Genomic DNA, 23,333 nt, shown 5'->3' with positions numbered 1-23,333 from the left:
CGGGTCGGTTGGCCGGCCTGCGGCCCGCTTGTCCTCAAGCGCCGGACGGGCTGCATTTGGGCCGGCTTTGGGGGCCGTGTTTCGCCTTTTTCGGGGCCCGGCCCGGTGGGCCGGCCTGGGGCCTGCTTGTCCGCAAGCGCCGGGCGGGCTGGTTTCAGCCCGTCCGGCGGTGCTTTCGGTGCTACAGGCCCTGGCCGTATCGCGGGGCGGTCACCGAGGTGCCGTTGGTGGCGGGTCGGCCGCCGAAACGGTCCGGCAGGTGCCGGCCCACCCGCTCCGGCAGGTGGTCGCCGATCGCGCGGCCGGCCTTGGCGCCGGCCCCGCGGCCGAGCTCCGCCGCCGCGTGCCCGGCCTTCTGGGCGGGCGGGCTGCCCGCCAGCTTGCGAATCTGCTCGTACCGCTCGCGCCCGGCCTTCGCCCCCAGGACGTAGCCGACGGCGAGGCCGGTGACGAAGGTGAGCTTGTTGATCATGGTGTCCTCCGCAGTCGTGTGTCCCGCCCGTGCACGTCAGCGCCTACCCGGGCGCAGTGCGTGGGCAACCTGCGAGGTACTACCGGAAAAACCCTGGTGCGGGCCACCCCTCGCGATGCGCTAATGTATTCCACGCAGCGACCGCCAGGCGGTCCATCGCAATCCCGCATAGCTCAATTGGCAGAGCAGCCGGCTGTTAACCGGCAGGTTATTGGTTCGAGTCCAATTGCGGGAGCCATCGAAAGCGCCCTCCAGGTCGATCTGGAGGGCGCTTTCGCGTGCCGGAGCGAGTCGCCGGACCGGGGCCGTTCACTCGCTCCCGGTGCGGGCCCAGAACTCCTGCCACGACGCCCACTTCTCGGGCAGCTGGGCGTCCGTGATCATCGGGTTGTCCGGGAAATGGAAGCGATCGCGCACCGCCAGCGGGTGCTCCAGGACATCGGCCGCGTAGAACGCCTTGGGCTTGCGGCTGCGGAAGTACCAGCGCCCTTCCCGGCGTTCGTAGCGGTCCCAATACTGCATCGGCATGACCACCCACAGATCGCCGACCTCGTGCTCGGGGCGGCAGTACACGACACCGGTCGCGTGATCCTCGTCCACGAGGTCGATCACGTGGTTCCCGATCAGGTGAAATGTGATTCCGTACGGTCGAAGGACCGGGTCGAACCACTCGGCCAGCGCGGCCCGACCGACCCCACCGTCACCTGTTCGGACGTCGTCCACGAACAACGAGGCCAGCGCCGGGACGTCCCGACTGTCCAGCGCGAGCGCGTATCGCGCCGCCAACTGTCGGATCTGCTCGTGCGCCTCCAGTCGATCGAGGCGGGCGGTGATCGGGTCCGACATGGGGCCTCCCTAAGCTGACGGTCAGTCAGATATCACCGTGTCAGATGGTCCGCCGGGAGAGGTCGCCGGGGCGGGCCGGCGGACACGAACCCGTTGGGAGCGGCCGCATGGTCAACGTCGGCATCTACCTGGACCTGCGCAACCCGGCCGAGTGGCGGCAGGACTGGGCCCGGCTGTACGGCTTCACGCTCGAACTGTGCGAGGAGGCGGACCGGCTCGGCGTGCACTCGATCTGGACCACCGAGCATCACGGGTTCGACGACGGCTACCTGAGCCAGCCGCTCACGATGGCCGCCGCGATCGCCGCGCGCACCAAGCGGGCCCGGATCGGTACCGGGGTCACGATCGCGCCGCTGCGGCACCCCGCGCACCTCGCCGAGGAGGCCGCGATCGTGGACCTGGTGAGTGGCGGCCGGCTCGAACTCGGGATCGGCACGGGCTACCGGCTGCCCGAGTACGAGTTGTTCGATCGCGCGGACGCGCTCCGGACCCGGTTCTCGGCGACCGACGCGAGTGCGCGCGAGATCCGCCGACTGTGGGACACCGGGACGATCACGCCGCCGCCGGTCCAGGAGCGGCCGCGGATCTGGCTCGGCTACCAGGGCCCGCAGGGCGCGCGGCGGGCCGGGCTGCTGGGCGAGTCGCTGCTGACCGCGAATCCGGCGATGGCCGCGCCGTACGTGGACGCGTTGCGCGAGGCGGGCCACGATCCGGCGAGCGCGCGGATGGCCGGACTGGTCAACGGGTGGATCACCGAGGACCCGGAGCGGGATTGGCCGGTCGTGTCGCGGCATCTCGCGCACCAGTGGGACAGCTATCACCGCTACGCGGTCGAGGGCACGGGGGCGGCATCGGCGCGGCCGATCGATCCGGAGCGCTGGCGGGCGCGGGGGCTGTCGGCGGCGCCCGGGCACTTTTTGCTTGCGACGCCGGAGGAGGCTGCGCGGGACATCTCGGCGTATGTGGCCGGGACGCCGATCGAGACGGTGTGGTTCTTCGCGTCGTTGAGCGGGATGTCGGAGCGGGCGGTGCGCGAACACGTCACGACGCTGATGAGGTTGGCGCGGTTGGTGGCGTAGGACGTGGCCGGGGTGGCCTCAAACGCCGGCCGGGCTTGTTTGGCCTCAAACGCCGGCCGGGCTGGTCGGGGCGGCCCGTGGCCGGTGTCCTCAAACGCCGGACGGGCTGATTTGCGGCCTGCGGCCGGTGTCCTCAAGCGCCGGACGGGCTGATTTGCGGCCTGTGGCAGGTGTCCTCAAGCGCTGGACGGGCTGATTTGCGGCCTGCGGCTGGTGTCCTCAAGCGTCGGGCGGGCTGGGTGGGCGGCCCGTGGCCGGTGTCCTCGAGCGCCGGACGGGCTGATCGGGCGGTGGGCCCGTCCGGCGGTTCAGGGATTACGGGAGGATTACCGTTTTGCCGCGGGCGCCGCCCAGGCGGTTGCGGGCGATGGCGCTTGGGGCGTCGTTCAGGGGGAGGCGGGCCTCGATCGGGACGGTGATTCGGCGTGCGCGCAGGTCGTCGCCCAGGCGCTCGAACAGGGTCGGGGTGGGGTTCTGCTTGTGGTTGATCGCCTCGATGCCGCGATGGGACAACTCCTGTGGGTCGGCCACGAACTGGGTCGAGAGCGCGATGCCGCCGTCGCGGATCAGCCGCGCGTAGGCCGCGAAGTCGCTCGCGTCGGAGACGAGGTCGACCAGCGCGTCCACACCGTCGGGATAGTCCGCCCGCACCTTGTCCACGACGATCCCGCTGGTCGCGTCGTAGGTCTCGGCCGCGCCCAGGGTGCCCATCCTGGACTCGCCGACGCCGCGGGTGACCACCAGTACCCGGACGTCGCGTGCCGCCGCGAGCTGGGTCAGGAAGGAGCCGACGCCGCCCGCCGCGCCGACCACGAGGATGGTCTGACCGGCCCGGATCCCGCCCGCCTCCAGCAGCCCGAGGGCGGTCCCGGCGGCGGTCGGCAGCGACGCGGCCTGGGCCGGGTCGAGGTCGGCGGCCGAGGCCAGCGGGCCGTTCGCGGGCACGGTCAGGAACTCCGCGTACGAGCCGACCGCGCCGACGGGCGCGCGCAGTACCGAGCCGAACACCTTGTCGCCGATCGAGAAGCGGGCGTCGTCGTCGCCGTCGATGACGGTCCCGGCGAAGTCCGTGCCGAGCACGAGCGGGAACGTGTGCTCCATCGACGTGGCGAGCATGCCGTCCGCGATCTTCCAGTCGGACGGATTGACCGCGGCCGCCGCGACCTCGACCAGCAGCTCGCCCTTGCCGGGCGTCGGCTTCGCCACGTCGACGATCTTGGGGTCGCCGCCGAACTCGTTCACGGCCACAGCGCGCATGATTGTCTCCTTGCAAAAGCAACAGATGGTGTCAAGTCACACAAATGACCTCCCTCGGGGCGCGTTAAACGATCGGCGGCCGGATCGGTCGGCGGCTACGAGCCCGCCTCGTGTTCGGCCCGTTCGGCGCCGCGGTGGCGCGTCGTCGCCTCCGCCGCCTCGGCCGGCAGCGGATCCACGACCCAGTCCGGATGCCCCGGCATCGGCGGCGTGCGGGTGTCGTACAACCACGCGCCGAGGAAGCCGGACAGGTCGCGCCCGGCAACCCGTGACGCGGTGTCGACGTAGTCCCGGGTGGTCGCCGCGCCATGGCGGTGTCGGGCCAGGAAGTCCCGCTCGATCCGGGCGAACGCGGCCTCGCCGACCTCCTGGCGCAGCGCGTACAGCACCAGCGCGGCGCCGGTGTAGCGCTGGGAGTCGAACAGGTTCGCCGCGTTCGGCGCGGCCACCGGGCCGGACGTGCGCCGCCACAGGTCGCCGAGCGCGTAGGTGGCGCGCATGCGGGCCTCGAGCGTGGTCAGGCCGAGCGAGTCCGGCCAGCCGCGCTCGTAGCGGTACAGCAGCGCGTAGAGGTCCGCGTGGCCCTCGTTCAGCCACAGGTCGGACCACACGCGCGGACTCACGCTGTTGCCGAACCACGAGTGCACCAGCTCGTGCATCATGTGCGACCCGATCCGGTCCTCGGGCTGGAGCAGGAAGCCCGGCTTGTACAGGGTCAGCGTCTGGGTCTCCAGACCGGTGAACCCGAACGCGTTCGGATCGTCGGTGTTCGCCGGCAGCAATCCGTAGGTCTCGAACGGGAAGCGGCCCAGCCGTGCTTCGGCCCAGCTCAGCTGACCGGGCGTCAGCGCGAGCGCGGGGGCGAGCCCCTCCGCCCGCGCGCTCGGGACCACGTCGCGCAGCGGCAGGTCGTGCGGGCCGGACCGGCTCAGCACCCGGTAGTCGCCGACCGCGATCTGCACGAGCTCGGTCGCGATCGGATCGCGCGAGTGGTAGCTGTACGTCGTCGTCCCCGCCGCGGATTCGACGCCGGTACGGGTGCCGCTCGCGACACCGAGCGAGCCGTCCGGAACGGTGACCCGGAAGCCGAAGTCGGCCTTGTCGCCGGGATGGTCGTTGCACGGGAAGACGGTGTGCGCGCCGTCGGGTTGCCCGGCCACCGCGAAGCCGTCCGGTGTCGGCACCCATCCCGTGTGCGCGATCCGCGCGCGCGGGTCGACCGTGTACTCGATCCGCATGCGGATCCGGGCCCGCGCCGGGATCCTCCGCGCGGGCGTGATCACGAGCTTCTCGCCCGCCTGCTCGAACGTGGCGGGACGCCCGTCCACGGTCACGCCGCGCACGTCCGGGCCGAGGGCGTCCAGGGAGATCGCGTCGAGCCGCCGGTCGGCCGTCGCCTCGATCGTGGTGACCCCGTCGACCAGGCGGGTGTCGGGCCGATAGGCGAACTCCAGGTCGTAGCGGCGCACGTCGTACCCGGTGTTGCCGAGCGTCGGGAACACCGGGTCGCCGAGCCCACCGGGGCCCGGGCCGGAGGAGGCGGGCGGCGCGGTCAGCGCGCAGGTCAATGCGAAGCAGGCCGCGACGGTTGTGGCGCGGCGCAGAGATTCGGTTTTCACAGGGACGCCATCGGCACGCTGCCCGCCCGACTGTGTGGCGCGGGCCGGCCTTCACTCGATCAGGCGGGGGAAAGCGACACTTTCGAGCAGGTTTCGGGCATGAGTAGTCAGCCCCGGCAGGGATCCCCCCGGGCGCTGGTCGCGCCCGACCGGTTATGCTGCGTCAGGCCGTTCGGCAGAGGGCGGCACGGGGCGGTAGCTCAGCTGGTTAGAGCAGGGGACTCATAATCCCTTGGCCGTGGGTTCGAGTCCCACCCGCCCCACCCATCGAGGTCGGCACGGTTCGGATTCGCACTGTGGTCGCTGTATGTCGTCGCTGTGTGTTGTCAGGCGACTCTTTTCCGTAGTCGAGTGAGAGCTTAGCGGGCCGCTCGGGGATTCCGGGAGCGAAATCACTCCTTCGGGCTATCCCCAGGTGTATCCCTGGCGCGACGTGACCTCGGCGAGGGTGCGTTGGCCGGACGCGCTGGGGTGGAACCAGTCCCAGTGGCTCACGTCGTTCTTCCCGAAGCGCTGGATGTTGACCACGCCGCCGTCGTAGCGGCAGTGCGTCCACGTCGCGCACACCTCGCGCAGCTTCGCGTTGTAGGTGGTCACCCGGTCGCGGACGCGCTGCCTGCGGTCGAGGTCGGCGGGCTTGAGCGACTGCGGGGAGGCCAGCATCGACTGGCACACGTCCGCCATCGACCACACCGCGCGGGCCACCATCTCGTCGTGCCCGGTCTCCCACATCCGGCCCAGGTCCGGGACGCTGACCACCAGCACGCGCGCGCTCGGCAGGCCGGTGCGCAGGATGCCCAGCGCCTCGCGGAACTGGCTCTCGAAGGTCGCGGGCGAGGTCATCTCGGCCTCGGAGCGCCGGCACGCGTCGTTCGCGCCGATCAGGATCGTGACGTAGTCCACCCGCTGCCCGACCGCGGTGCGGGCCTGGCCGGCGAGGTCGACCATCCGGGCGCCGGTCTTCGCGTTGTTGAACGCCGCGCCCGCGGGCAGGCCCAGGCGCTTGGCGTGGCTGTTCACGTCGGCGGAGGTGCCGGTGGCCCAGGACTTGTCCGGGCAGTCCTGGAGTGGGGAGCACGCGTCGAAGCCGCGCGTGATCGAGTCGCCCAGGGCCGCCATCGAGCGCGGTCGCGGGGGTGTGGTCGGGGTCACGGGGACGTCCGCCGGCGGGACGGGCGCCTTCTCGCTGGGCCGTTCGGCCGTGGTCGGGTTGCCGGGTTTCGTGGTTTGCCCACGGCTCGATTCGGCCGCCGGCTTCGCGCCGGCCGCGGCCGGGACCGCGTCCCCGTCCTCACCGGAGCCCGTACAGGAGGCCAGGGCCAGGACCGCGGCGACCATCGTCGCGGTTGCCGCCCCTACTCGTCGTTTCCCGCCCACGCCGCCCCCTCCGCCCCCTAGCATCGACACGACGATGTCCATCGACGGTACGTCACTCCTTCGTGTGAAGGCTGGGATTGCCGGGAGTGGCGTCGGCGACGTCCGGGCACGTTGAGTGCAGTGGCTCACCATTCCGAGACGGTGAGTCACGAATTGTTCCTTCACATCGGACAATTGCCCACATGTGATTACGGACAGCAACTGGTGCTTGTGGTACATCCGTGGTCCGTGGGGCACAATGGAAGACCGGGATTCGAACAGGCAGTCCGAGACAAGGGTTGAGGCCGCTGGGGAAGGCGAACCTCGTCCTTGAAGCCTGGAGGTCCCGGTGACGACACGTGGAGTTCTGTACGTGCACTCCGCGCCGCGTGCGCTGTGCCCGCACGTCGAGTGGGCCGCAGCGGGCGTTCTCGGCGTGCGCGTGAGTCTGGACTGGGTCCGCCAGCCGGTGGCGCCCGGCATGTTGCGGGCGGAGCTGTCCTGGCAGGGCGCGCCCGGCACTGCGTCGCGCCTGGCTTCGGCGCTGCGCGGCTGGCACCTCTTGCGATTCGAGGCCACGGAGGAGCCGTCGGCGAACGCCGAGGGCGAGCGCTACAGCAATACCCCCGAGCTCGGCATCTTCCACGCCGTCACGGGGGCGCACGGCGACATCCTGATCCCCGAGGACCGGCTGCGCGCGGTCCTGGGGCGCGCGGCGCGGGGCGAGGTCGACCTGCGCTCCGAGGTCGAGAAGCTGCTCGGCAAGCCGTGGGACGACGAGTTGGAGCCCTTCCGCTACGCGGGCGAGGGCACGCCGGTGCGGTGGCTGCACCAGGTGGTGTGAGGGCGGGCGGGGCCGCCGGCGGCAAGGCATGCGTATAGACATACCGACGTGAGGGGCCCCTCCGGATCATCCGGAGGGGCCCCTCACGCATCCGCCTGAAGACTTACGGCCGGCCGGACAGCCGGCCGGGACCCACAGCCGCCCGAGACGGACCTACAGCGGGATGTTGCCGTGTGCGCCGCGCGTCTGCGGGGCCGCGGCGATCGCCTTCGCGATGGCGATGCGGCTCTCGGCCGGGTCGATGACCTCGTCCACGACGCCGATCTCGATCGCGCGATCGAGACCGCCCGCGACCTTCTCGTGCTCGGCCGCGAGCTCCAGCTCGACCTGCGGCTTCAGCTCGTCCGGAACCTCGGCGAGCCGGCGGCGGTGCAGGATGCGCACGGCCGCGACCGCGCCCATCACCGCGACCTCGGCGGTCGGCCACGCGAGCACCCGAGTCGCGCCCAGGGACCGCGAGTTCATCGCGATGTACGCGCCGCCGTACGCCTTGCGGGTGACCATCGTCACGCGCGGCACGACGCACTCGCCGAACGCGTGCAGCAGCTTCGCGCCGCGGCGCACGACGCCGTCCCATTCCTGGCCCACGCCGGGCAGGTAGCCGGGGACGTCCACGACGACCACGAGCGGCACGCCGAACGCGTCGCACATGCGCACGAAGCGGGACGCCTTCTCGGCCGACGCCGAGTCGAGGCAACCACCCAGGCGCAGCGGGTTGTTCGCGACCAGGCCGACGGTGCGACCGCCGAGCCGGCCGAGCGTGGTGACGATGTTCGGCGCCCACTTGGGGTGCAGTTCCTGGCCGGGCTCGTCGAGCACGCCGTCGACGACCGGATGCACGTCGTACGCGCGCTTGGCCGACTCGGGCAGCAGCGCGCCCAGTTCGCGACGGTCCAGCTTGGCCGGGTCGATCTCGCCCTGGTTGGCGAGCAGGTCGGCGAGGCCGCGGGCGCGGTCGATCGCGTCCTGCTCGGAATCGGCGACCACGTGCACGACACCGCTGCGCCGGCCGTGCGGCTCGGGGCCGCCCAGGCGCAGCGCGTCGACGTCCTCGCCGGTGACCGAGCGGACCACGTCCGGACCGGTCACGAAGATCCGGCCCTCGGGCGCGAGGATCACGATGTCGGTCAGCGCCGGCCCGTAGGCCGCGCCGCCGGCGGCCGCGCCGAGCACGACGGAGATCTGCGGGATCTTTCCCGAGGCCATGGTCATCGCGTGGAAGATCCGACCGACCGCGTGCAGGCTGGCGACGCCTTCCTGCAGGCGCGCGCCGCCCGAGTGGAACAGCGCGATGATCGGCGCCCGCTCGGCCATCGCGCGCTCGTACGCCTCGACGACGATCGCGCAACCCTCCTCGCCCATCGCGCCGCCCTGGACCGTGGGGTCGGAGGCGTAGGCGACGACGCGAGCGCCGTTGACCGTACCGACGCACGCGAGCGTGCCGGACTTGGTCTCGTACGGGGAGATCTCCTCGTACGAGCCCGGGTCCACGAGCTTTTGCAACCGCAGGCGCGGGTTGCGCGGGTCGTCGTCGCGGTGCGGACGCGTCGGCCGCGCGGGCGCGGTCTCGGTACCGGGTCGGTTGTCCATCACTGTCACGTCTATCTGGTCCGTCCTGCCGATGTCGTCACGGGCGAGCCGCGGCGGATGTCGCCCGGCGGCTCGCGACGAAACCGAGCGCGAGGAGTTCGGGGGTCACCCGAACCGGCGGAAGGCGACGACGACGTTGTGCCCGCCGAAGCCGAACGAGTCGTTGAGGGCGACGATGTCGCCGTCGGGGAGCGTGCGGGGTTCGCCGCGGATGATGTCCAGGTCGACCTCGTCGTCGAGGTCGTCCACGTTGATCGTGGGGGGCGCGGTGCGGTGGTAGAGGGCGAGCACGGTGGCGACCGACTCGACGGCGCCGGTGCCGCCGAGCAGGTGCCCGGTCATCGACTTGGTGCTGGTCACGGTGACCTTGTCGGCCGCCGCGTCGCCGAGGGTCGCGCGGATCGCCTTGAGCTCGGTGACGTCGCCCGCGGGGGTCGAGGTGCCGTGCGCGTTGACGTGGACGACCTCGTGCGGCTCGATCCCGCCGTCCTCCAGGGCCAGCGCCATCGCACGGGCGATGTCGCGGCCGGTCGGCTCGGGCTGGGCGATGTGGTGGCCGTCGGAGGTGAGTCCGGCGCCCGCGACCACGGCGTACACGCGGGCCCCGCGGGCCGCCGCGTGCTCGGCGCTCTCCAGGACCAGGACGCCCGCGCCCTCGCCCATCACGAAGCCGTCGCGGCCCTTGTCGTACGGGCGAGACGCGCGCTCCGGCTCGTCGTTGCGCTTGGACATCGCCATCATGTTCGCGAAGGCGGCCATCGGCAGGGGGTGGATCGCGGCCTCGGTGCCGCCGCAGACCACGACGTCGGCGCGGCCGGCGCGGATCATCTCCAGGCCGTAGGCGACGGCTTCGGCGCCGGACGCGCACGCGCTGACCGGGGTGTGGACACCGGCCCGCGCGCCGAGCTCGATGCCGACGTTCGCGGCGGGGCTGTTGGGCATGAGCATCGGGACGGTGAGCGGGCCGACGCGGCGCGGGCCCTTCTCCCTGAAGATGTCCCACGCGTCGAGCAGGGTGGTGACGCCGCCGATGCCGGAGGCGATGACCACGCCGAGGCGGGTGGAGTCCACGATGGGGGCGTCGGGGGCGTCCTCGGTCGCGATGTTCTTCGCGACGTAGCCGGCGTCCAGCCAGGCCTCGCGCGCGGCGATCATGGCGAACTGGCCGGAGCGGTCCAGGCGACGCGCCTCGACCTTCGGCATGACCTCCAGCGGCTCGACCGCGATCCGCGCGGCGAAGGTGACCGAGAGCTCCGCGGCCCATTCCTCGGTCAGCGCCCGTGCGCCGGACTTGCCCGCGAGCAGCGCGGACCAGGTCGTCGCGACATCGCCGCCGACCGGCGTGGTCGCTCCCAGACCGGTGACGACCACGGTTCGCGCGGCGTCGTTGCGCTCGGTCGACTTCACTGTCTTCTCACTCCCACGCTGTTGTTTCGGGCCGATCCGACGATCCGGCGGGTACTCGGCCCGGTGTGGCTCCGACGTACCGGGCCGGACGCGCGGGTGCGGGTCCGGCCCGGAAACGGGTGTCGCTGCGTCAGGCCGCCTTCGCGGCCTTCGCGATGTAGTCCACCGCGTCGCGGACGGTCTTGAGACCCTTGACGTCGTCGTCCGGGATCTTGACCTCGAACTTCTCCTCGGCCGCCACGACGACCTCGACCATCGACAGCGAGTCCACGTCCAGGTCGTCGATGAAGGACTTGTCCAGCTCGACCTCATCCTCGGGGACGCCGGCGATCTCGTTCACGATCTCCGCGAGACCGGCGAGAATCTCCTCCTGGCTGGCAGCCATGTTGCTCCTTGATTCGAATCTGGTTTGGTGACGGGTGTTGCTGTGGTGCCGTACTGCTGTACCGCTCGTCCGATCGACGCCTCTCGGCGATCGACGGGGGACTACGGAAGCGTAATGACCTGCCCGGCGTACACGAGGCCGGCCCCGAATCCCATGATCAGCGCGGTACCGCCGCTGACCGCTTCGCCGCTTTCGAGCATGCGCTCCATCGCGAGCGGGATCGACGCCGCCGACGTGTTGCCGTTCTCGGCGATGTCGCGTGCGACCGGAACCTCGGCCGGCAGCTTGAGCGCCTTGATCATCGCGTCGGTGATCCGCATGTTGGCCTGGTGCGGGATGAACGCGTCCAGTTCCTCGGCCTTGACGCCGGCGGCGTCCAGGGCCTGTTCGCAGACCTTGGCCATCTCCCAGACCGCCCACCGGAAGACCTTCTGGCCCTCCATCTTGAGCGTCGGGAAGTCGCTGCCGGGCGCGTCGCGCAGAACGTCCCAGTCGATGGTCTGGGTGATCGCCTCGGACTGCGCGCCGTCGGAGCCCCACACGACCGGGCCGATGCCCGGGGTGTCGGACGGGCCGACCACGACGGCGCCCGCGCCGTCGCCGAAGATGAACGCGGTGCCGCGGTCCTCCAGGTTGGTCAGGTCGCTCAGGCGCTCGACCCCGATCACCAGAACGTACTGCGCGCTGCCGCCGCGGACCATGTCGCTCGCGAGCGACACGCCGTAGCAGAAGCCCGCGCAGGCCGCGGAGACGTCGAACGCCGCGGCCCGGCCGCCACCCGCCCCGAGGCGGTGGGCGATCTCGGTCGCGATGGCCGGCGTCTGCTTGAGGTGAGTGACCGTCGAGACGATCACACAGCCGATCTGTTCGGCGTCCAGACCCGCGTGCGCGAGGGCCTTGCCGGCCGCCGCGATCGACATCTCGGCGACGGTCTCCTCGGGGGAGGCCCAGCGCCTGGTCTTGATGCCGGAACGCGACTGGATCCACTCGTCGGACGAGTCGATCCGATCCACCAGCTCGGAGTTCGGCACGATCCGAGCCGGACGGTAACCACCGACGCCGAGGATGCGCGCGTGCGCGGCTCCGGCGCGGGGGGTGATGGTAGCGGTCACGCGTGGTCCTCCCGTACGGGTTGCAGCCCGGGCAGGTTTGCCGCCGGGGGCAGAGCGAGTATCACAGCGAGCTCTGCGGGTGGATGCGCAGCAGCGGCATGCCGGGGGCGACCGGGTCGCCGTCCTCGACGAGCCACTCGACCACGGTGCCGCCGTGCGGGACCGTGATCGTCTGCTCGTCGCGGTGCGAGCGCACGGTCGCGACCCGGGAACCGGGGAGCAGCGCGTCGCCGGACCGGATGTCGGTGAGTTCGATGATGCCCTTGAACGGGGCGACGACCAGGCGCCACGTGGGCGAGGCGTCGATGGTGCTCGGGCTGCCGTGCTTCTCGACCAGCGCGCGGGCGGCCTCGAGGTCGTCCGGGGTCTTGAGCGCGACGGTCTCCACGCCGGGCAGGGCGCGCTTGGCGAGACCGGTCAGGGTGCCGGCCGGGGCCACCTCGATGAGTCCGGTGACGCCGAGGTCCTTCATGGTCTCCATGCACAGGTCCCAGCGCACGGGGTTGGAGACCTGGGTGACCAGTCGCTTCACGATGTCGCGGCCGTCGTGCAGCACGGCGCCGTCGGCGTTGGAGATGAACGGCGTGCGCGGGTCGCGCACGGTGACCCCCGGGACGAGCTCCGCCAACCGGTTCACGGCCGGGGCCATGTGCTCGGTGTGGAAGGCGCCCGCGACCGACAACGGGCGTACGCGGGCCTTCTCGGGCGGGTCCGCGGCGAACGCGGCGAGCTGCTCGAGGGTGCCGGCGGCGACGATCTGACCGGCGCCGTTCATGTTCGCCGGGGTCAGGCCGTGCTCGGCGATCTTGGCGAGCACCGTCTCGGGGTCGCCCCCCAGGACCGCGCTCATGCCCGTCTGCGTGACGGCGGCCGCGGCGGCCATGGCCTTGCCGCGCTCGCGCACGATGGTCATCGCCGCCTCGGCGGTGACCACGCCGGTACCGGCCGCGGCGGTCAGCTCGCCGACGCTGTGACCGGCGGCGGCGCCGACCACGCGGTAGGCGTCGGAGGGGTGCGGGAACAGCGCGAGCGCGGCGACCAGACCCGAGGCGACGAGCAGCGGCTGGGCCACCGCCGTGTCGCGGATCTCGTCCGCGTCGGCTTTGGTGCCGTAGTGGATCAGGTCGAGGCCCGTTACGGCGGACCACCAGCGCAGCCGTTCGGCCACGCCGTCGAGGTCGAGCCAGGGGGCGAGGAATCCGGGTGTCTGGGCACCCTGTCCGGGAGCGACGAGTACGAGCACGAGGTCAACCCTCTCTCCTGCCGGGGGTGTGAGCCCCTTATCGGCAGGGACGAAGATCCGATGGCGCTTTTGTCAGTTTCCTACAAAAGAGTCTCGGCTAGGTTTCTATTGCGGCCAATCGACCCAGGATCAGCGAGACCTGGAGCGTGAACGCGGAACGAGTCTCCGTCGGTACGAGTCCGGTAACGTCCACGACACGTCGGAGCCGGTAGCGCACGGTATTGGGGTGCACGAACAGCATCCGCGCGGCCCCTTCCAAACTCGCGGCCTGCTCCAGGTAAACGGAGAGTGTCTCCAGGAGCGCGGAGCCGGCCGCGTGCAGTGGTATGTAGATCTCCTCCACCAACTGCTCGCGGGCCCCCTCGTCGCCCGCGAGCGCGCGTTCGGGCAGGAGATCGTCGGCCGAGACCGGGCGCGGCGCGTCCGGCCACGCGACGCACGCGCGATGGCCCGACATCGCCGCCTGCGCGGAGCGGACGGCGGCCAGCAGATCCGGCACCTCGGGGCCGACCACGACCGGGCCGGGGCCGAACTGGCCGATCAGCGAGCGGGTCGCGCGGATCGGGTCGTCGGTGCCGCCCAGGATCACCACGAGCCGCTCGCCCTGTACACCGGTGAGCACGTTCAGGCGGGCGTGTCGGCCCGCGCGGTGGATCCCGTCGACGACCGCCTGGGCGTCCGCGTCCGGGGCGTTGCCCACCACCACCATGACCGAGTCGGGCGAGCCCCAGCCCAGGGCCGAGGCCCGGGACAGGATCCCCTCGTCGGCCTCGCCGCGCAGCAGCGAGTGCACGACCAGGGCCTCCAGGCGGGCGTCCCACGCGCCGCGCGTCTCGGCGGCGTGCGCGTAGACCTGGGCGGTCGCGAACGCGATCTCGCGGGAGTACAGCAGCAGCGCCTCGCGCAGCACCTGCTCGTAGCCCGGCGCGGCCAGCGTCGCGATCTCGGCCTCGACCACCTCGATCGTGGTCCGGATCAGCTCGACCGTGTGCGGCAGGGTGATCGTGCGGGTCAACTCGCGTGGGGCGGTGCCGAACACGTCGGCGCTGACCTTCTGCGGGGTCTCCGGATGCCGGAACCACTCGGTGAACGCGGAGATGCCGGCCTGCGCCACCAGGCCGATCCACGACCGGTTGTCGGCGGGCATGTTCCGGTACCAGGGGAGCGCCTCGTCCATCTTGGCCAGTGCCGCCCCGGCCAGTGCGCCGGCGGATTTCTCGAGCCTGCGGACGGTCGCGGCGCGCAAATCGGGCTTGGAACTCACCGGGCCATCATCCTCTGCCTATTGGGCGACTTCGTCGCCGGCACGCGAGGCACCGCTTTTTCTTTCCCCGCAAGGTCGATCACGAGGTCCTGGTCGTGTCGTGGGCGGCGACGCGTCTGCGTTCGCGGTCGGCCAGGGCGCCGTGTAGGACTGCCGCGTACACCGCTCGGGCCAGGCGGGCGCCCCATGGCGAGCGGGGGCCGCCGAAGGGTTCCGGCGGGATGCCGGGAGCCGGGGTGTGGGCTGCGACGCACACCGCGTCAGAGGGCGTTCCGGTGCACGCGTAGCCCGCGTCGAGCAGGGCCTGCACCTTCGCCTCGGTGACCGTGGCCACCGCGTTGACCAGGGCCGCGTCGGACAACGCGACCGGGACGGCGGCCACGATGTTGATCGTGCCGGGCGGCGGGGAACCGGCGGCGCCCTCGGCCGGGGAGGCGGCCCAGGTCGGGAGGCCGACGCCGGTCGTGACGGCCGCCTCGGCGCCCTCGTCCGCGCCGTACGTCCAGGCCGCGACCTCGGCGGCGGTCAGCAGACCCACCCCGGTGCCGGTCAGACCGAGCGGCGCGGCGACCTCACCCAGATGGGTCACCGGATCCATCCGGTCGTAGCCGGGCCGCACCTGCATGTTCAGCACCCACGCCCGCTCGCCGATGCCGCCGCCGAGCAGCGCCGAGGACGCCATCCGCCGGCCGGGACCGGCCCGCCACACCAACGCCGGCCGGCGTGTGCCGTCCTCGTCCCGGTAGACCAGCTCGGGACGGAGCAGGGCCGCGCCCTCGCGCGGCTGGGGGATCGTGCTCACGCGGGCCCCTCCTCGACGTCCTCGACGTCGACGTCCCGACCGATCCTTGGCGGCCGGATCAGGTGCACCTGGGGGCGCCCGTCCGGGCCCGGCTCGACCGACACGTGTGCCTGGTAGTGCTCGGCGATCGACTCCGGGGTGAGCACCTCGGCGGCCGAACCCGACGCCACCGCGCGCCCGTCGACCAGCATCAGCAGCCGGTCCGCGTACTGCGCGGCGACCCCGAGGTCGTGCAGCGTGGTGACCACCGTGAGCCCGTCGTCGCGGCGCAACCCGTCCACGATCTCCAGCACCTGCTGCTGATGGCCCAGGTCGAGCGCGGTCGTCGGCTCGTCCAGCAGCAGCACCGGCGCCTGCTGGGCCAGGGCCCGCGCGAGCACCACCCGCTGCCGCTCGCCGCCGGACAGCCGGCCCACCTCGCGGTCGGCGAACGGGCCCAGGTCCAGGCGCTCGATCACCTCGTCGGTGATCGCCCGGTCGCGTCGTCCGGGCCGGGCCAGGTAGCCCAGGTGCGGGGTACGGCCCAGGAGGATGTACTCGTGCACCGGCATCTGCGGCGGCACCACCGGGCTCTGCGCGGTGTACGCGATCCCGCGCCCCAGCTCGCGCTGCGACAGCCCGCGCACCGCCCGGCCGTCCACGCCGATCTCGCCCAGGTAGGGCAGCAGGCCCGCGATCGCCTTGAGCAGCGTCGACTTGCCCGCGCCGTTGGGGCCGATCACCGCGAGCCACTCGCCGGGCGCGATGTCGGCGTCCACCCCGCGCAGGACCGGGACCCGGTCGCGGTCCACGCCGGTGCCCCGCAGCGTCAACCGCGCGCTCACACGTCCACCCCCCGCGTGCCGCGCAACACGAACACGAAGAACGGCGCGCCCACGAACGCGGTCACCACGCCGATCGGCAGCTCGCCGGGGGCGGTGAGCGTGCGCGCGACGATGTCGGTGAGCACCAGGAACGCCGCGCCGCACAGCAGCGACATCGGCAGCACGCGCCGATAGCTGCCGCCCACGAAGCGCCGGACGATGTGCGGCACGACGATCCCGACGAAGCCGATCAGGCCGCTGATCGCGACCGCCGACGCGGTCGCGAGGGACGCCGCGATCAGCACCACCAGACGCACCCGCCCGGCACGCACGCCGAGCCCGGCGGCCTCCTCGTCGCCCACCGACATGACGTCGAGCAGCCGCCCGTGCGCCAGCATCACGAAGACGCTGACCAGCGCGTACGGCAGGATCATCCGCAGTTCGCTCCAGCCGATGCCGGAGAGTCGGCCGAAGATCCACGAGTAGATCCGGCGCAGCTCGTCGGTGTTGGCGGACTGCACATAGGTCTGCGCGGCGGACAGGAACTGGGCCACCGCGACGCCCGCGAGCACGAGGTTGGCGGTGCCCGAGGACCGGCTCGCGGTCGCGCCGAGCACATAGGCGAGCAGCACCCCGCCCATCGCGCCCACGAACGCCGCGAGCGGCACGACCGGGACGCCGGCCGCGCTCTCGCCGTCCGCGTACACGATCACCAGCGTCGCGCCCAGGCCGGCGCCGGACGCGGCGCCGAGCAGGTACGGGTCGGCGAGCGGATTGCGGAAGACGCCCTGGTAGCCGGCGCCGGCCATGGCGAGCAGGCCGCCGACGGTCACCGCGGCCAACACGCGGGGCAGCCGCAGATCCATCAGGACCGAGTACTGCACGGGCGACAGGCCGTCGTCCAGGTCGACGAAGGGCAACCGGTCGAGCAGGGCCAGGACGACGCCCCTCGCGGGCAGGTCGGCCGCGCCCACGGTCAATCCGAGCACGACGACACCGACCAGCAGCACGCCCGTGAACACCAGGGGCAGCACCGCCGGCCGGTGCCGGGTGCGAACGGGATCCTTCACGAAGTGGACGTCAGCCCTGCGTCGCACCGGCCTTGGTGACCGCGTCCCCCACGGCCCGGACCAGCTCCACCACGCGCGGGCCCCACCGGGAGGCGATGTCGTCGTCGAGCGCGACCACGCCGCCCTTCTGCACTGCGGTCACCTTGTCCCAGCCGGGTCGCTTGCCCACGACCTCGGCGTTCTGGCCGCAGCACTTGGTGTCGGCGAGGAAGACCAGGTCGGGGTTGGCCTGCACGAGGTATTCGGCGGACAGCTGCGGATAGCCGGTGCCTGCCTTGTCCGCCTCGTCCGCGATGTTCTTCAGGCCGAACTGCGCGTACACCTGCCCGATGAAGGTCTTGGACGTCGAGGTGTACAGGGTGTTGTCCAGCTCGTGGAAGTAGGTGAGCTGCTTCGCGGGCTTGGGGGTCTTGGCGACAACGGCCGCGATGTCGGTCTTCATCCGCGCCGCGACCTCGCCGGCCTCCTTGGTGTGGCCGGTGGCCGTACCCAGGGTGTTCAGCTGCGTGTACGTGTCGTCGAACGACTTCGCGGCCGGCGTCAGCACGACCGGGATCTTCAGCTTGTTCAGCGCCGAGACCAGGCCGTCGGTGTCGTCGGAGGCCACCACCAGGTCGGGCGTGTAGTTCGTGATCGCCTCGATGTTGGGCTTGAAGCCCGACAGCTTGGTCTTGGGCGCGGTCGCCGGGAAGTTCGACTGGTCGTCGACGGCGGTGACCTGGCCGCCGGCACCGATCGCGAACAGCATCTCGGTCGCGCTCGGCGCCAGCGAGACGATCTTCTTCGGCGCGGCCGGGATGGTGACCTTCGCGCCGTTCGAGTCGACGGTCGCGGGGAACGCCTTGGCGTCCGCGGCGGCACCCGGCGTCGACGGCGTGCCCACGTCCTTCTTGTCCTTCGAGTCGTCCGAGTCACCGCAACCGGTGAGGACGAGCGCGCCGAGCAGCAGCACGGCGGCGGAACGAAGCAGGGGAACGGATCTCAACGAAGTCTCCAGGTCCTCGGGCGCGACAGGCTTCGGGACCCGTGGAGACGGATCGCCCCTCCTGCGAGGCCGATGTCGTCGGTGTGCGGACGAGGCGACCTGGCTCGTCCCCGCGGCCCTGGGCCGGGCGGGGCATCACAGTTGCGGGACAGCACCGGGATCACACCGGACTTCGCTGCGTTCGACACCGTCGGCGACAACCGGCCGCCGACGGGCGAACGATATCAACGGGGCTGTTCACCCTCGGTGACGGGGGCCGGTTTCGGGTCGATCCCTCCCCAACCGGTGGGGAACAGGCGACGCCGGGTCCGTGGTTGAAGGGGCCATGACCCGCTTCGACGTGCGCAGGGCCGGCGACCGCTTCCACACGCGTGCCGGGTGGCTCGACTCACACCACAGTTTCTCCTTCAGCCGGCACTACGCGCCGGACAACACCCACTTCGGACTGCTCCTGGTCAGCAACGACGACGTCGTGGCCCCGGGCACCGGCTTCGACACCCACCCGCACCGGGACATGGAGATCGTCACGTGGGTCCTGTCGGGCGCCCTCGTGCACCAGGACTCCGAGGGGCACAGCGGGATCATCCACCCCGGCCTCGCCCAACGGATGAGCGCGGGCAGGGGCATCCTGCACTCGGAGCGGAACGACGCCGTCGGCGCGCCCGAGCCGGTGCACTTCGTTCAGATGTGGGTGGTTCCGGACGAGGGTGGGATCACCCCCGGCTACGAGCAGCTCGACGTCCGGGCGGAGCTCGACCGCGGTGGCCTGGTCCCGATCGCCTCCGGGCGCCCGGGCCACGACGCGGCGATCCGGATCCACCAGAAGGACGCCGCGCTGCACGTCGCACGGCTTCCCGCGGGCGGCACCGCCACTCTCCCGTACGCCCCGTTCGCGCACGTGTTCGTCGCGCGTGGGATCGTCGACCTCGAAGGCGCGGGACCGCTGGCCGCGGGCGACGCGGTCCGGATCACGGACGCCCAGGGGCAGCGGATCACGGCGCTGCCGGACACCCCCGCCGAGGTCCTGGTGTGGGAGATGCACGCGGAGCTGGTCGACGCGTGAGCATTCGTGCTTGCTTGGAGTGCGCTCCAACTCCGTAGCGTTCCCGACACGCCCGCCCCACCGGGGCGGGCTTCCCACCGGAGGCATCATCATGACGGCCGTGCGGCTGAGCACCCCCGACGACTACGAGGTCGGGAAGTACTCGATCGGCGAGGTGGTCGAGCGCACCGGCCTGACGGCACACACGCTGCGCTGGTACGAGCGGATCGGCCTGATGCAGCACGTGAGCCGCGAAGGCCCCCGGACGGGACGAGACGGGAACGGGCGGGGAAGTCGGCGGCGCTACAGCGATCACGACCTCACCTGGCTGGAGTTCGTCGGCAAGATGCGGCTGACCGGGATGCCGGTCGCGGACATGATCCGCTACGCGGAGCTGGTCCGCGCGGGCGATCACACCCGGGCCGCGCGCCGACAGCTGCTGGTGGACCACCGCGAGGAGGTCCGCAATCGGATCAGCGATCTCCAGAGCTGCCTGCTCGTCATCGACTACAAGATCGAGACGTACGCGGAGAGCGATGACGATGAACACTCTGAAGCTGGGTAACGACGGCCCCGAGGTCTTCGCCCAGGGGCTGGGCTGCATGGGCATGAGCGCTTTCTACACCGGCGCCGAGCACAACGAGTCGGTGGCCACCCTGGAGCGCGCGCTCGACCTGGGCGTGACCCTGTTCGACACGTCGGACGTCTACGGCCCGCACACCAACGAGGAACTGCTCGGCGGCTTCCTCGCCGAGGGCGGCCGGCGCGAACGGATCACGCTCGCGAGCAAGTTCGCGATCACCGTCTCGCCCGAGGGCGAGCGCGAGATCCGCGGCGACGCGGCCTACGTCAGGCAGGCCGCAGAGGCGAGCCTGCGCCGGCTGCGCACCGACGTGATCGACCTCTACTACATGCACCGCCGCGACGTCCGGGTCCCGATCGAGGAGACCGTCGGCGCGATGGCGGAGTTGGTCCAAGCGGGCAAGGTGCGACACCTGGGCCTGTCCGAGGTCACCGCCAAGGAACTGCACGCCGCCGCCGCGGTGCACCCGATCGCCGCGGTGCAGTCGGAATGGAGCCTGTTCACCCGCGACATCGAGGCGAGCGTGGTGCCCGCCGTGCGCGAGGTCGGCGCCGCGCTGGTGGCCTACTCGCCGCTCGGCCGGGGCTTCCTGACCGGCGCCTGGGCCGCCGCCGAGACGCTGCCCGAGGGCGACTTCCGCCGCTTCCAGCCGCGCTTCACCGGCGCCAACGCCGCCGCGAACGCCGCGATACTGGAGCCGGTCCGGGTGATCGCCGCCGCGCACGGCGCGACGCCGGCGCAGGTCGCGCTCGCCTGGGTGCAGTCGCGCACCCGGGCGTGGGGCCTGTCGGTCGTGCCGATCCCGGGGACGACCAAGCGGCACCGCCTCGAAGAGAACGTGGCGGCCGTCGACCTGGTCCTGACCGAGGCCGAACTCGCCGCACTGGAGCCGATCGCCGCACAGGTCTCCGGCGACCGCTACCCGAACATGGCGGCGACGTTCAACGACCGCGACTGATTCGCCGGCCCCGAGGCCGCCCCACCCGGGGCGGCCGCGGGCGGGTGGTCTCAGGCGGGGCGGTCTCAGGCGGGGTGGCGACCCTCGCGCTCCAGGCGGGCGACCACTTCCGGGCGCAGCATGTTCTCGAAGCCCGAGTCCGTGATCCGGCGGGCCAGCGCCGAAGGCGTCGTGTTCAAGGCCGTCGCCGCCGCGATCAGGTCCCAGCCGCTCGCGTGCAGCACCGACAGCAGGTGCCCCCGGCGGACCTGGGCCGCGGACAACAGGAACGTCTTGCAGTAGGCGAGCCGGCCGTCCTCGTGGACGATCCGCTCACCGATGTGGTTCTCCGCGTCCAGGCGGAACGACGGGAGAAAGCGCGAGAGTTCGTACGGTCCCAGCCGGTACACGAATCGGTGGGTGTAGGCGTCCTCGCCGGTCAGCCCCGAAACCATCAGGTCGTGGAACCGCCCCCACCCCTCGTGCTGGGCGGCCGCCTCGCGGCGCAGGTCCGCGAGCGAGGACACCCGATCGGCATCGATCGCCGCGACGAAGTCCGGTACCGCGTCGACGTAGTTCGCGTAGTGGAACAACGCCTCCCCGAACATGTCCTCCAGCACGGTCGCGTGCAGCGCCCGATAGTCCATCGGGTTCGGCACCACGAATACGCTCGCCGGCGCGTCCGCCACGAACAGCGCGACGCCGCACTGGCCCGGATGGATCTCGAACACCCTGAGCGCGTCCGCCAATCCGCGCACCCAGGCCCCGCAGAACGCCTCCTCCATCCGCGGCGACAGGCCCTGGCGCACGGCCCGGTCGGTCCACTCCTCCCACACCATCGCGGGGCCGCCGAAGTGCAGCGCGAGATAGCCCTCCATCGCGAGATGCATCGGCAGGAAGCGCAGCCGGTTGCCGTCCACCCCGCGGGCCATCCGCCGCAACACGCGCTTGGGCGCCCGCACCTTCGCCCGGCGCGGCGTCGCCGGCCGCTCCTGGAGCTGCGTCCCGAAGGCCGCCGAGGGGGCCTCGCCCGAGTCCCACGACGCCACGAACGCGTGCGGGACGAAGGAGCGGTAGAACGTGCCGTCGCCGACGTCGACGATCGAGGGGTCCCCGGCCCCGTACACGCGTTGGTCCAGGCGCAGGTCGGTGATCGGCTCGTCCCGGACCAGCGGCACGAGCCGGACCGCGCCCCACACCTGAGCGGGACGCGCGGTCAGCCCAGTCAACGCGAATTCGCTCATCACACCGCCTCCTTTCGGCTCCGAAAACGGTCCTGACGGTCCGCCAGATAGCGGTGCAGCTCGTCGAACCCGGCCCGCCCCTCGGCGAAGCGCGCCAGCTCGACCAGCGCCGGGACGTCCTCGGCGTCGCGAACGCCCACCGTCGGCACGCTCGCCGACAGCCGCTTCACGTCGAACCCCTCCGCGTCGTACACCGGGTTCAGGTGCACCACCGTGGTCGCCGCCTCGGGATCCAACCGCTCGCGCCACACCCGCAGCACCTCGGCGGCCAGCCCCGGCGGGCTGTTGTCCCACCCGTCCGAGACCACGACCAGGCGCTCGGGCGCGAGCTCGAGCGCGTCCAGGAGCCGCTCGCCGAGCGGCGTGGGCCCGCTCGGCCGCACGAACAGGGGATCGTGCGCACCCGAGGTCCACAGCCCCGTGAAGTCCGCGGCGAGCGCCCGCAACAGGTAGTGGCACGCGAGCGCGACGGCCAGCGGCCGCTGCCGCTTCGCCGTCGACCCGAACGACGAGAAGCTGTCGTCGAGCACCGCGACCACCCGCCCCCACGAACCGGCCGATTCACCGGCCACCCGGTGCGCGGCGGTGCTCAACGCCCCATGCAGCTCGTCGTGCCGGGCCACGCGCGTCGCGTGCGGCAGCGACAGGACGTACGACGCGAGCCGGGTCAGCGGCATCACGGCCGGCTCCGCCTTGACCGCCCCGGCCCCGGCCCGCTCGCCGGCTCCCTGCAGGCGCAACCGCTCCAGGCGGGTCAACCGCGGCGCGATCTTCTCCAGGAACTGCGCGCGCTTGATCCCGTGCTTGGAGGCGAGCCCCTCGGCGACCGTGTACGGCAGGTCGTACAGCGCGGTCGCCGAATAGTGCGCCTGACGCCAGGTCTCGAACAGCCCCGTCGTGAACACCGGGACCTTGCGGGTGGCCGTGAACAGGAACGCCCCGGTCTCGTCGGGCACGTCCAGGTGCGCGTGCCGCACGGTCGCCTTGACCCCGGTCCGATACTTCACCGCGTCGAAGACCGGGTCGCGGCGCTGCGCCGTCCAGTCCCGCATGATCGCGCGCGTGCGGCGGTTGTTGACGCCGCGCCGAGCCAGTTCGCGAAAGAGCTTGTAGACCCGCTGAGGGGCCATCAGTTCGAGCCGGCGGGCGATCAGTTCGCCTTCGCGGCGACGCACCCGGGGGGTCAGGTCACGGCTGGACTCCAGCAGGTGTCGCACGATCAGCGCCGCGTTGAAGTCGTTGACGTCCAGCGCGAGGGTCGCCGCGTACAGCTCGCGGTAGTTGCCGAGCACGTACTCGTGCAGGAAGCCGACCGACAGCCGCTGCGCGTCGGCGTCGTCGCGGAACTCGCGCTGTCCGGTGGACGTCACGGCCGCGTTGACGAACATCACCA

General features: G+C 71.8%; 21 protein-coding genes, 2 tRNA genes and 1 pseudogene. 7 read left to right on the top strand and 17 right to left on the bottom strand.

What is annotated here, in order from left to right; all coding sequences use genetic code 11:
- Positions 1–181 precede the first annotated feature (181 nt).
- Positions 182–472, bottom strand: a complete 291-nt coding sequence (locus OG928_RS10610; RefSeq protein ID WP_406282152.1) for a hypothetical protein — start codon at positions 470–472, stop codon at positions 182–184.
- Positions 473–634: 162 nt separating this feature from the next.
- Between OG928_RS10610 and OG928_RS10605 the strand changes: the two genes are divergently transcribed.
- A tRNA-Asn gene (locus tag OG928_RS10605) sits at positions 635–710 on the top strand.
- Between the two features lie 71 nt (positions 711–781).
- Here the strand turns inward: OG928_RS10605 and OG928_RS10600 are convergent.
- Entirely contained in the window at positions 782–1,318 is a 537-nt protein-coding gene (locus tag OG928_RS10600; RefSeq protein WP_406282150.1) for a nuclear transport factor 2 family protein, read from the bottom strand.
- Between the two features lie 107 nt (positions 1,319–1,425).
- Here OG928_RS10600 and OG928_RS10595 point away from each other — a divergent pair, with 107 nt between their 5' ends.
- The gene (locus OG928_RS10595; RefSeq protein WP_406282147.1) at positions 1,426–2,397 is read left to right on the top strand and encodes an LLM class flavin-dependent oxidoreductase; all 972 of its coding nucleotides are present in this window, start codon (positions 1,426–1,428) and stop codon (positions 2,395–2,397) included.
- A gap of 315 nt (positions 2,398–2,712) precedes the next feature.
- Here the strand turns inward: OG928_RS10595 and OG928_RS10590 are convergent, their stop codons facing one another.
- Both OG928_RS10590 and OG928_RS10585 read right to left on the bottom strand, forming a co-directional pair.
- The gene (locus tag OG928_RS10590; RefSeq protein ID WP_406282144.1) at positions 2,713–3,654 is read right to left on the bottom strand and encodes an NADP-dependent oxidoreductase; all 942 of its coding nucleotides are present in this window, start codon (positions 3,652–3,654) and stop codon (positions 2,713–2,715) included.
- A gap of 95 nt (positions 3,655–3,749) precedes the next feature.
- A complete protein-coding gene (locus OG928_RS10585) occupies positions 3,750–5,273 on the bottom strand; it encodes a M1 family metallopeptidase (RefSeq protein ID WP_406282141.1) in 1,524 nt (507 codons plus the stop codon).
- Between the two features lie 189 nt (positions 5,274–5,462).
- Between OG928_RS10585 and OG928_RS10580 the strand changes: the two genes are divergently transcribed.
- A tRNA-Ile gene (locus OG928_RS10580) sits at positions 5,463–5,536 on the top strand.
- 142 nt (positions 5,537–5,678) lie between these two features.
- Here the strand turns inward: OG928_RS10580 and OG928_RS10575 are convergent.
- Positions 5,679–6,692 (bottom strand): SGNH/GDSL hydrolase family protein, encoded by a 1,014-nt coding sequence (locus OG928_RS10575; RefSeq protein WP_406282138.1) that lies wholly within the window; start codon positions 6,690–6,692, stop codon positions 5,679–5,681.
- A 286-nt stretch (positions 6,693–6,978) separates the two neighbouring features.
- Between OG928_RS10575 and OG928_RS10570 the strand changes: the two genes are divergently transcribed.
- On the top strand, positions 6,979–7,473 hold the full coding sequence (locus tag OG928_RS10570) for a DUF3145 domain-containing protein (protein WP_406282136.1): 495 nt from the start codon (positions 6,979–6,981) through the stop codon (positions 7,471–7,473).
- Between the two features lie 153 nt (positions 7,474–7,626).
- Here the strand turns inward: OG928_RS10570 and OG928_RS10565 are convergent, their stop codons facing one another.
- The 10 genes and pseudogenes from OG928_RS10565 to OG928_RS10520 all read right to left on the bottom strand — a co-directional run bounded on the left by OG928_RS10565 (position 7,627) and on the right by OG928_RS10520 (position 18,134).
- Positions 7,627–9,063, bottom strand: coding sequence for an acyl-CoA carboxylase subunit beta (locus OG928_RS10565; RefSeq protein ID WP_406282133.1), 1,437 nt, complete (start codon positions 9,061–9,063; stop codon positions 7,627–7,629).
- Between the two features lie 105 nt (positions 9,064–9,168).
- Positions 9,169–10,470 carry a beta-ketoacyl-ACP synthase II gene (fabF, locus tag OG928_RS10560; RefSeq protein WP_406282130.1) on the bottom strand — a complete coding sequence of 434 codons (1,302 nt, stop codon included), beginning with the start codon at positions 10,468–10,470 and terminating at the stop codon, positions 9,169–9,171.
- A 130-nt stretch (positions 10,471–10,600) separates the two neighbouring features.
- On the bottom strand, positions 10,601–10,855 hold the full coding sequence (locus tag OG928_RS10555; RefSeq protein ID WP_406282128.1) for an acyl carrier protein: 255 nt from the start codon (positions 10,853–10,855) through the stop codon (positions 10,601–10,603).
- A gap of 101 nt (positions 10,856–10,956) precedes the next feature.
- Positions 10,957–11,967 (bottom strand): beta-ketoacyl-ACP synthase III, encoded by a 1,011-nt coding sequence (locus tag OG928_RS10550; protein ID WP_406282125.1) that lies wholly within the window; start codon positions 11,965–11,967, stop codon positions 10,957–10,959.
- A 310-nt stretch (positions 11,968–12,277) separates the two neighbouring features.
- Positions 12,278–13,210: pseudogene (locus OG928_RS10545) on the bottom strand (ACP S-malonyltransferase); the annotation flags it as partial.
- Positions 13,211–13,307: 97 nt separating this feature from the next.
- The gene (locus OG928_RS10540) at positions 13,308–14,474 is read right to left on the bottom strand and encodes a PucR family transcriptional regulator (protein WP_406282122.1); all 1,167 of its coding nucleotides are present in this window, start codon (positions 14,472–14,474) and stop codon (positions 13,308–13,310) included.
- A gap of 79 nt (positions 14,475–14,553) precedes the next feature.
- Entirely contained in the window at positions 14,554–15,276 is a 723-nt protein-coding gene (locus OG928_RS10535) for an adenosylcobinamide amidohydrolase (RefSeq protein ID WP_406282119.1), read from the bottom strand.
- Positions 15,273–16,100, bottom strand: a complete 828-nt coding sequence (locus OG928_RS10530) for an ABC transporter ATP-binding protein (RefSeq protein ID WP_406282116.1) — start codon at positions 16,098–16,100, stop codon at positions 15,273–15,275. The genes OG928_RS10535 and OG928_RS10530 overlap by 4 nt, the downstream gene beginning before the upstream one ends.
- A complete protein-coding gene (locus OG928_RS10525) occupies positions 16,097–17,149 on the bottom strand; it encodes a FecCD family ABC transporter permease (RefSeq protein WP_406282113.1) in 1,053 nt (350 codons plus the stop codon). The genes OG928_RS10530 and OG928_RS10525 overlap by 4 nt, the downstream gene beginning before the upstream one ends.
- Positions 17,150–17,159: 10 nt before the next feature.
- The gene (locus OG928_RS10520) at positions 17,160–18,134 is read right to left on the bottom strand and encodes an ABC transporter substrate-binding protein (RefSeq protein ID WP_406282110.1); all 975 of its coding nucleotides are present in this window, start codon (positions 18,132–18,134) and stop codon (positions 17,160–17,162) included.
- A 325-nt stretch (positions 18,135–18,459) separates the two neighbouring features.
- Between OG928_RS10520 and OG928_RS10515 the strand changes: the two genes are divergently transcribed.
- From OG928_RS10515 to OG928_RS10505, 3 genes are all read left to right on the top strand, one after another.
- Positions 18,460–19,197 (top strand): pirin family protein, encoded by a 738-nt coding sequence (locus OG928_RS10515; protein WP_406282108.1) that lies wholly within the window; start codon positions 18,460–18,462, stop codon positions 19,195–19,197.
- A 91-nt stretch (positions 19,198–19,288) separates the two neighbouring features.
- Positions 19,289–19,741 (top strand): MerR family transcriptional regulator, encoded by a 453-nt coding sequence (locus tag OG928_RS10510; RefSeq protein WP_406282105.1) that lies wholly within the window; start codon positions 19,289–19,291, stop codon positions 19,739–19,741.
- Positions 19,719–20,717, top strand: coding sequence for an aldo/keto reductase (locus OG928_RS10505; RefSeq protein WP_406282102.1), 999 nt, complete (start codon positions 19,719–19,721; stop codon positions 20,715–20,717). Before OG928_RS10510 ends, OG928_RS10505 begins: the two co-directional genes overlap by 23 nt.
- A gap of 65 nt (positions 20,718–20,782) precedes the next feature.
- Here OG928_RS10505 and OG928_RS10500 read toward each other — a convergent pair whose 3' ends face one another.
- The gene (locus tag OG928_RS10500) at positions 20,783–21,940 is read right to left on the bottom strand and encodes an ARPP-2 domain-containing protein (protein WP_406282099.1); all 1,158 of its coding nucleotides are present in this window, start codon (positions 21,938–21,940) and stop codon (positions 20,783–20,785) included.
- A complete protein-coding gene (locus OG928_RS10495) occupies positions 21,940–23,328 on the bottom strand; it encodes a hypothetical protein (RefSeq protein WP_406290892.1) in 1,389 nt (462 codons plus the stop codon). The genes OG928_RS10500 and OG928_RS10495 overlap by 1 nt, the downstream gene beginning before the upstream one ends.
- Positions 23,329–23,333 lie beyond the last annotated feature (5 nt).

Origin of the sequence: Embleya sp. NBC_00896 (assembly GCF_045207785.1) — a bacterium.
Lineage (GTDB): Bacteria > Actinomycetota > Actinomycetes > Streptomycetales > Streptomycetaceae > Embleya.
This window is presented reverse-complemented; position numbering and strand designations above follow the sequence as displayed.

Excerpts from the sequence above, each read along its gene's own strand:
- OG928_RS10610 (WP_406282152.1), bottom strand. The coding sequence starts at position 472 with ATGATCAACAAGCTCACCTTCGTCACCGGCCTCGCCGTCGGCTACGTC.
- OG928_RS10600 (WP_406282150.1), bottom strand. The coding sequence starts at position 1,318 with ATGTCGGACCCGATCACCGCCCGCCTCGATCGACTGGAGGCGCACGAG.
- OG928_RS10595 (WP_406282147.1), top strand. The coding sequence starts at position 1,426 with ATGGTCAACGTCGGCATCTACCTGGACCTGCGCAACCCGGCCGAGTGG.
- OG928_RS10565 (WP_406282133.1), bottom strand. The coding sequence starts at position 9,063 with ATGGACAACCGACCCGGTACCGAGACCGCGCCCGCGCGGCCGACGCGT.
- OG928_RS10590 (WP_406282144.1), bottom strand. The coding sequence starts at position 3,654 with ATGCGCGCTGTGGCCGTGAACGAGTTCGGCGGCGACCCCAAGATCGTC.
- OG928_RS10575 (WP_406282138.1), bottom strand. The coding sequence starts at position 6,692 with ATGGACATCGTCGTGTCGATGCTAGGGGGCGGAGGGGGCGGCGTGGGC.
- OG928_RS10555 (WP_406282128.1), bottom strand. The coding sequence starts at position 10,855 with ATGGCTGCCAGCCAGGAGGAGATTCTCGCCGGTCTCGCGGAGATCGTG.
- OG928_RS10505 (WP_406282102.1), top strand. The coding sequence starts at position 19,719 with ATGAACACTCTGAAGCTGGGTAACGACGGCCCCGAGGTCTTCGCCCAG.
- OG928_RS10500 (WP_406282099.1), bottom strand. The coding sequence starts at position 21,940 with ATGAGCGAATTCGCGTTGACTGGGCTGACCGCGCGTCCCGCTCAGGTG.
- OG928_RS10515 (WP_406282108.1), top strand. The coding sequence starts at position 18,460 with ATGACCCGCTTCGACGTGCGCAGGGCCGGCGACCGCTTCCACACGCGT.
- OG928_RS10495 (WP_406290892.1), bottom strand. The coding sequence starts at position 23,328 with ATGTTCGTCAACGCGGCCGTGACGTCCACCGGACAGCGCGAGTTCCGC.
- OG928_RS10510 (WP_406282105.1), top strand. The coding sequence starts at position 19,289 with ATGACGGCCGTGCGGCTGAGCACCCCCGACGACTACGAGGTCGGGAAG.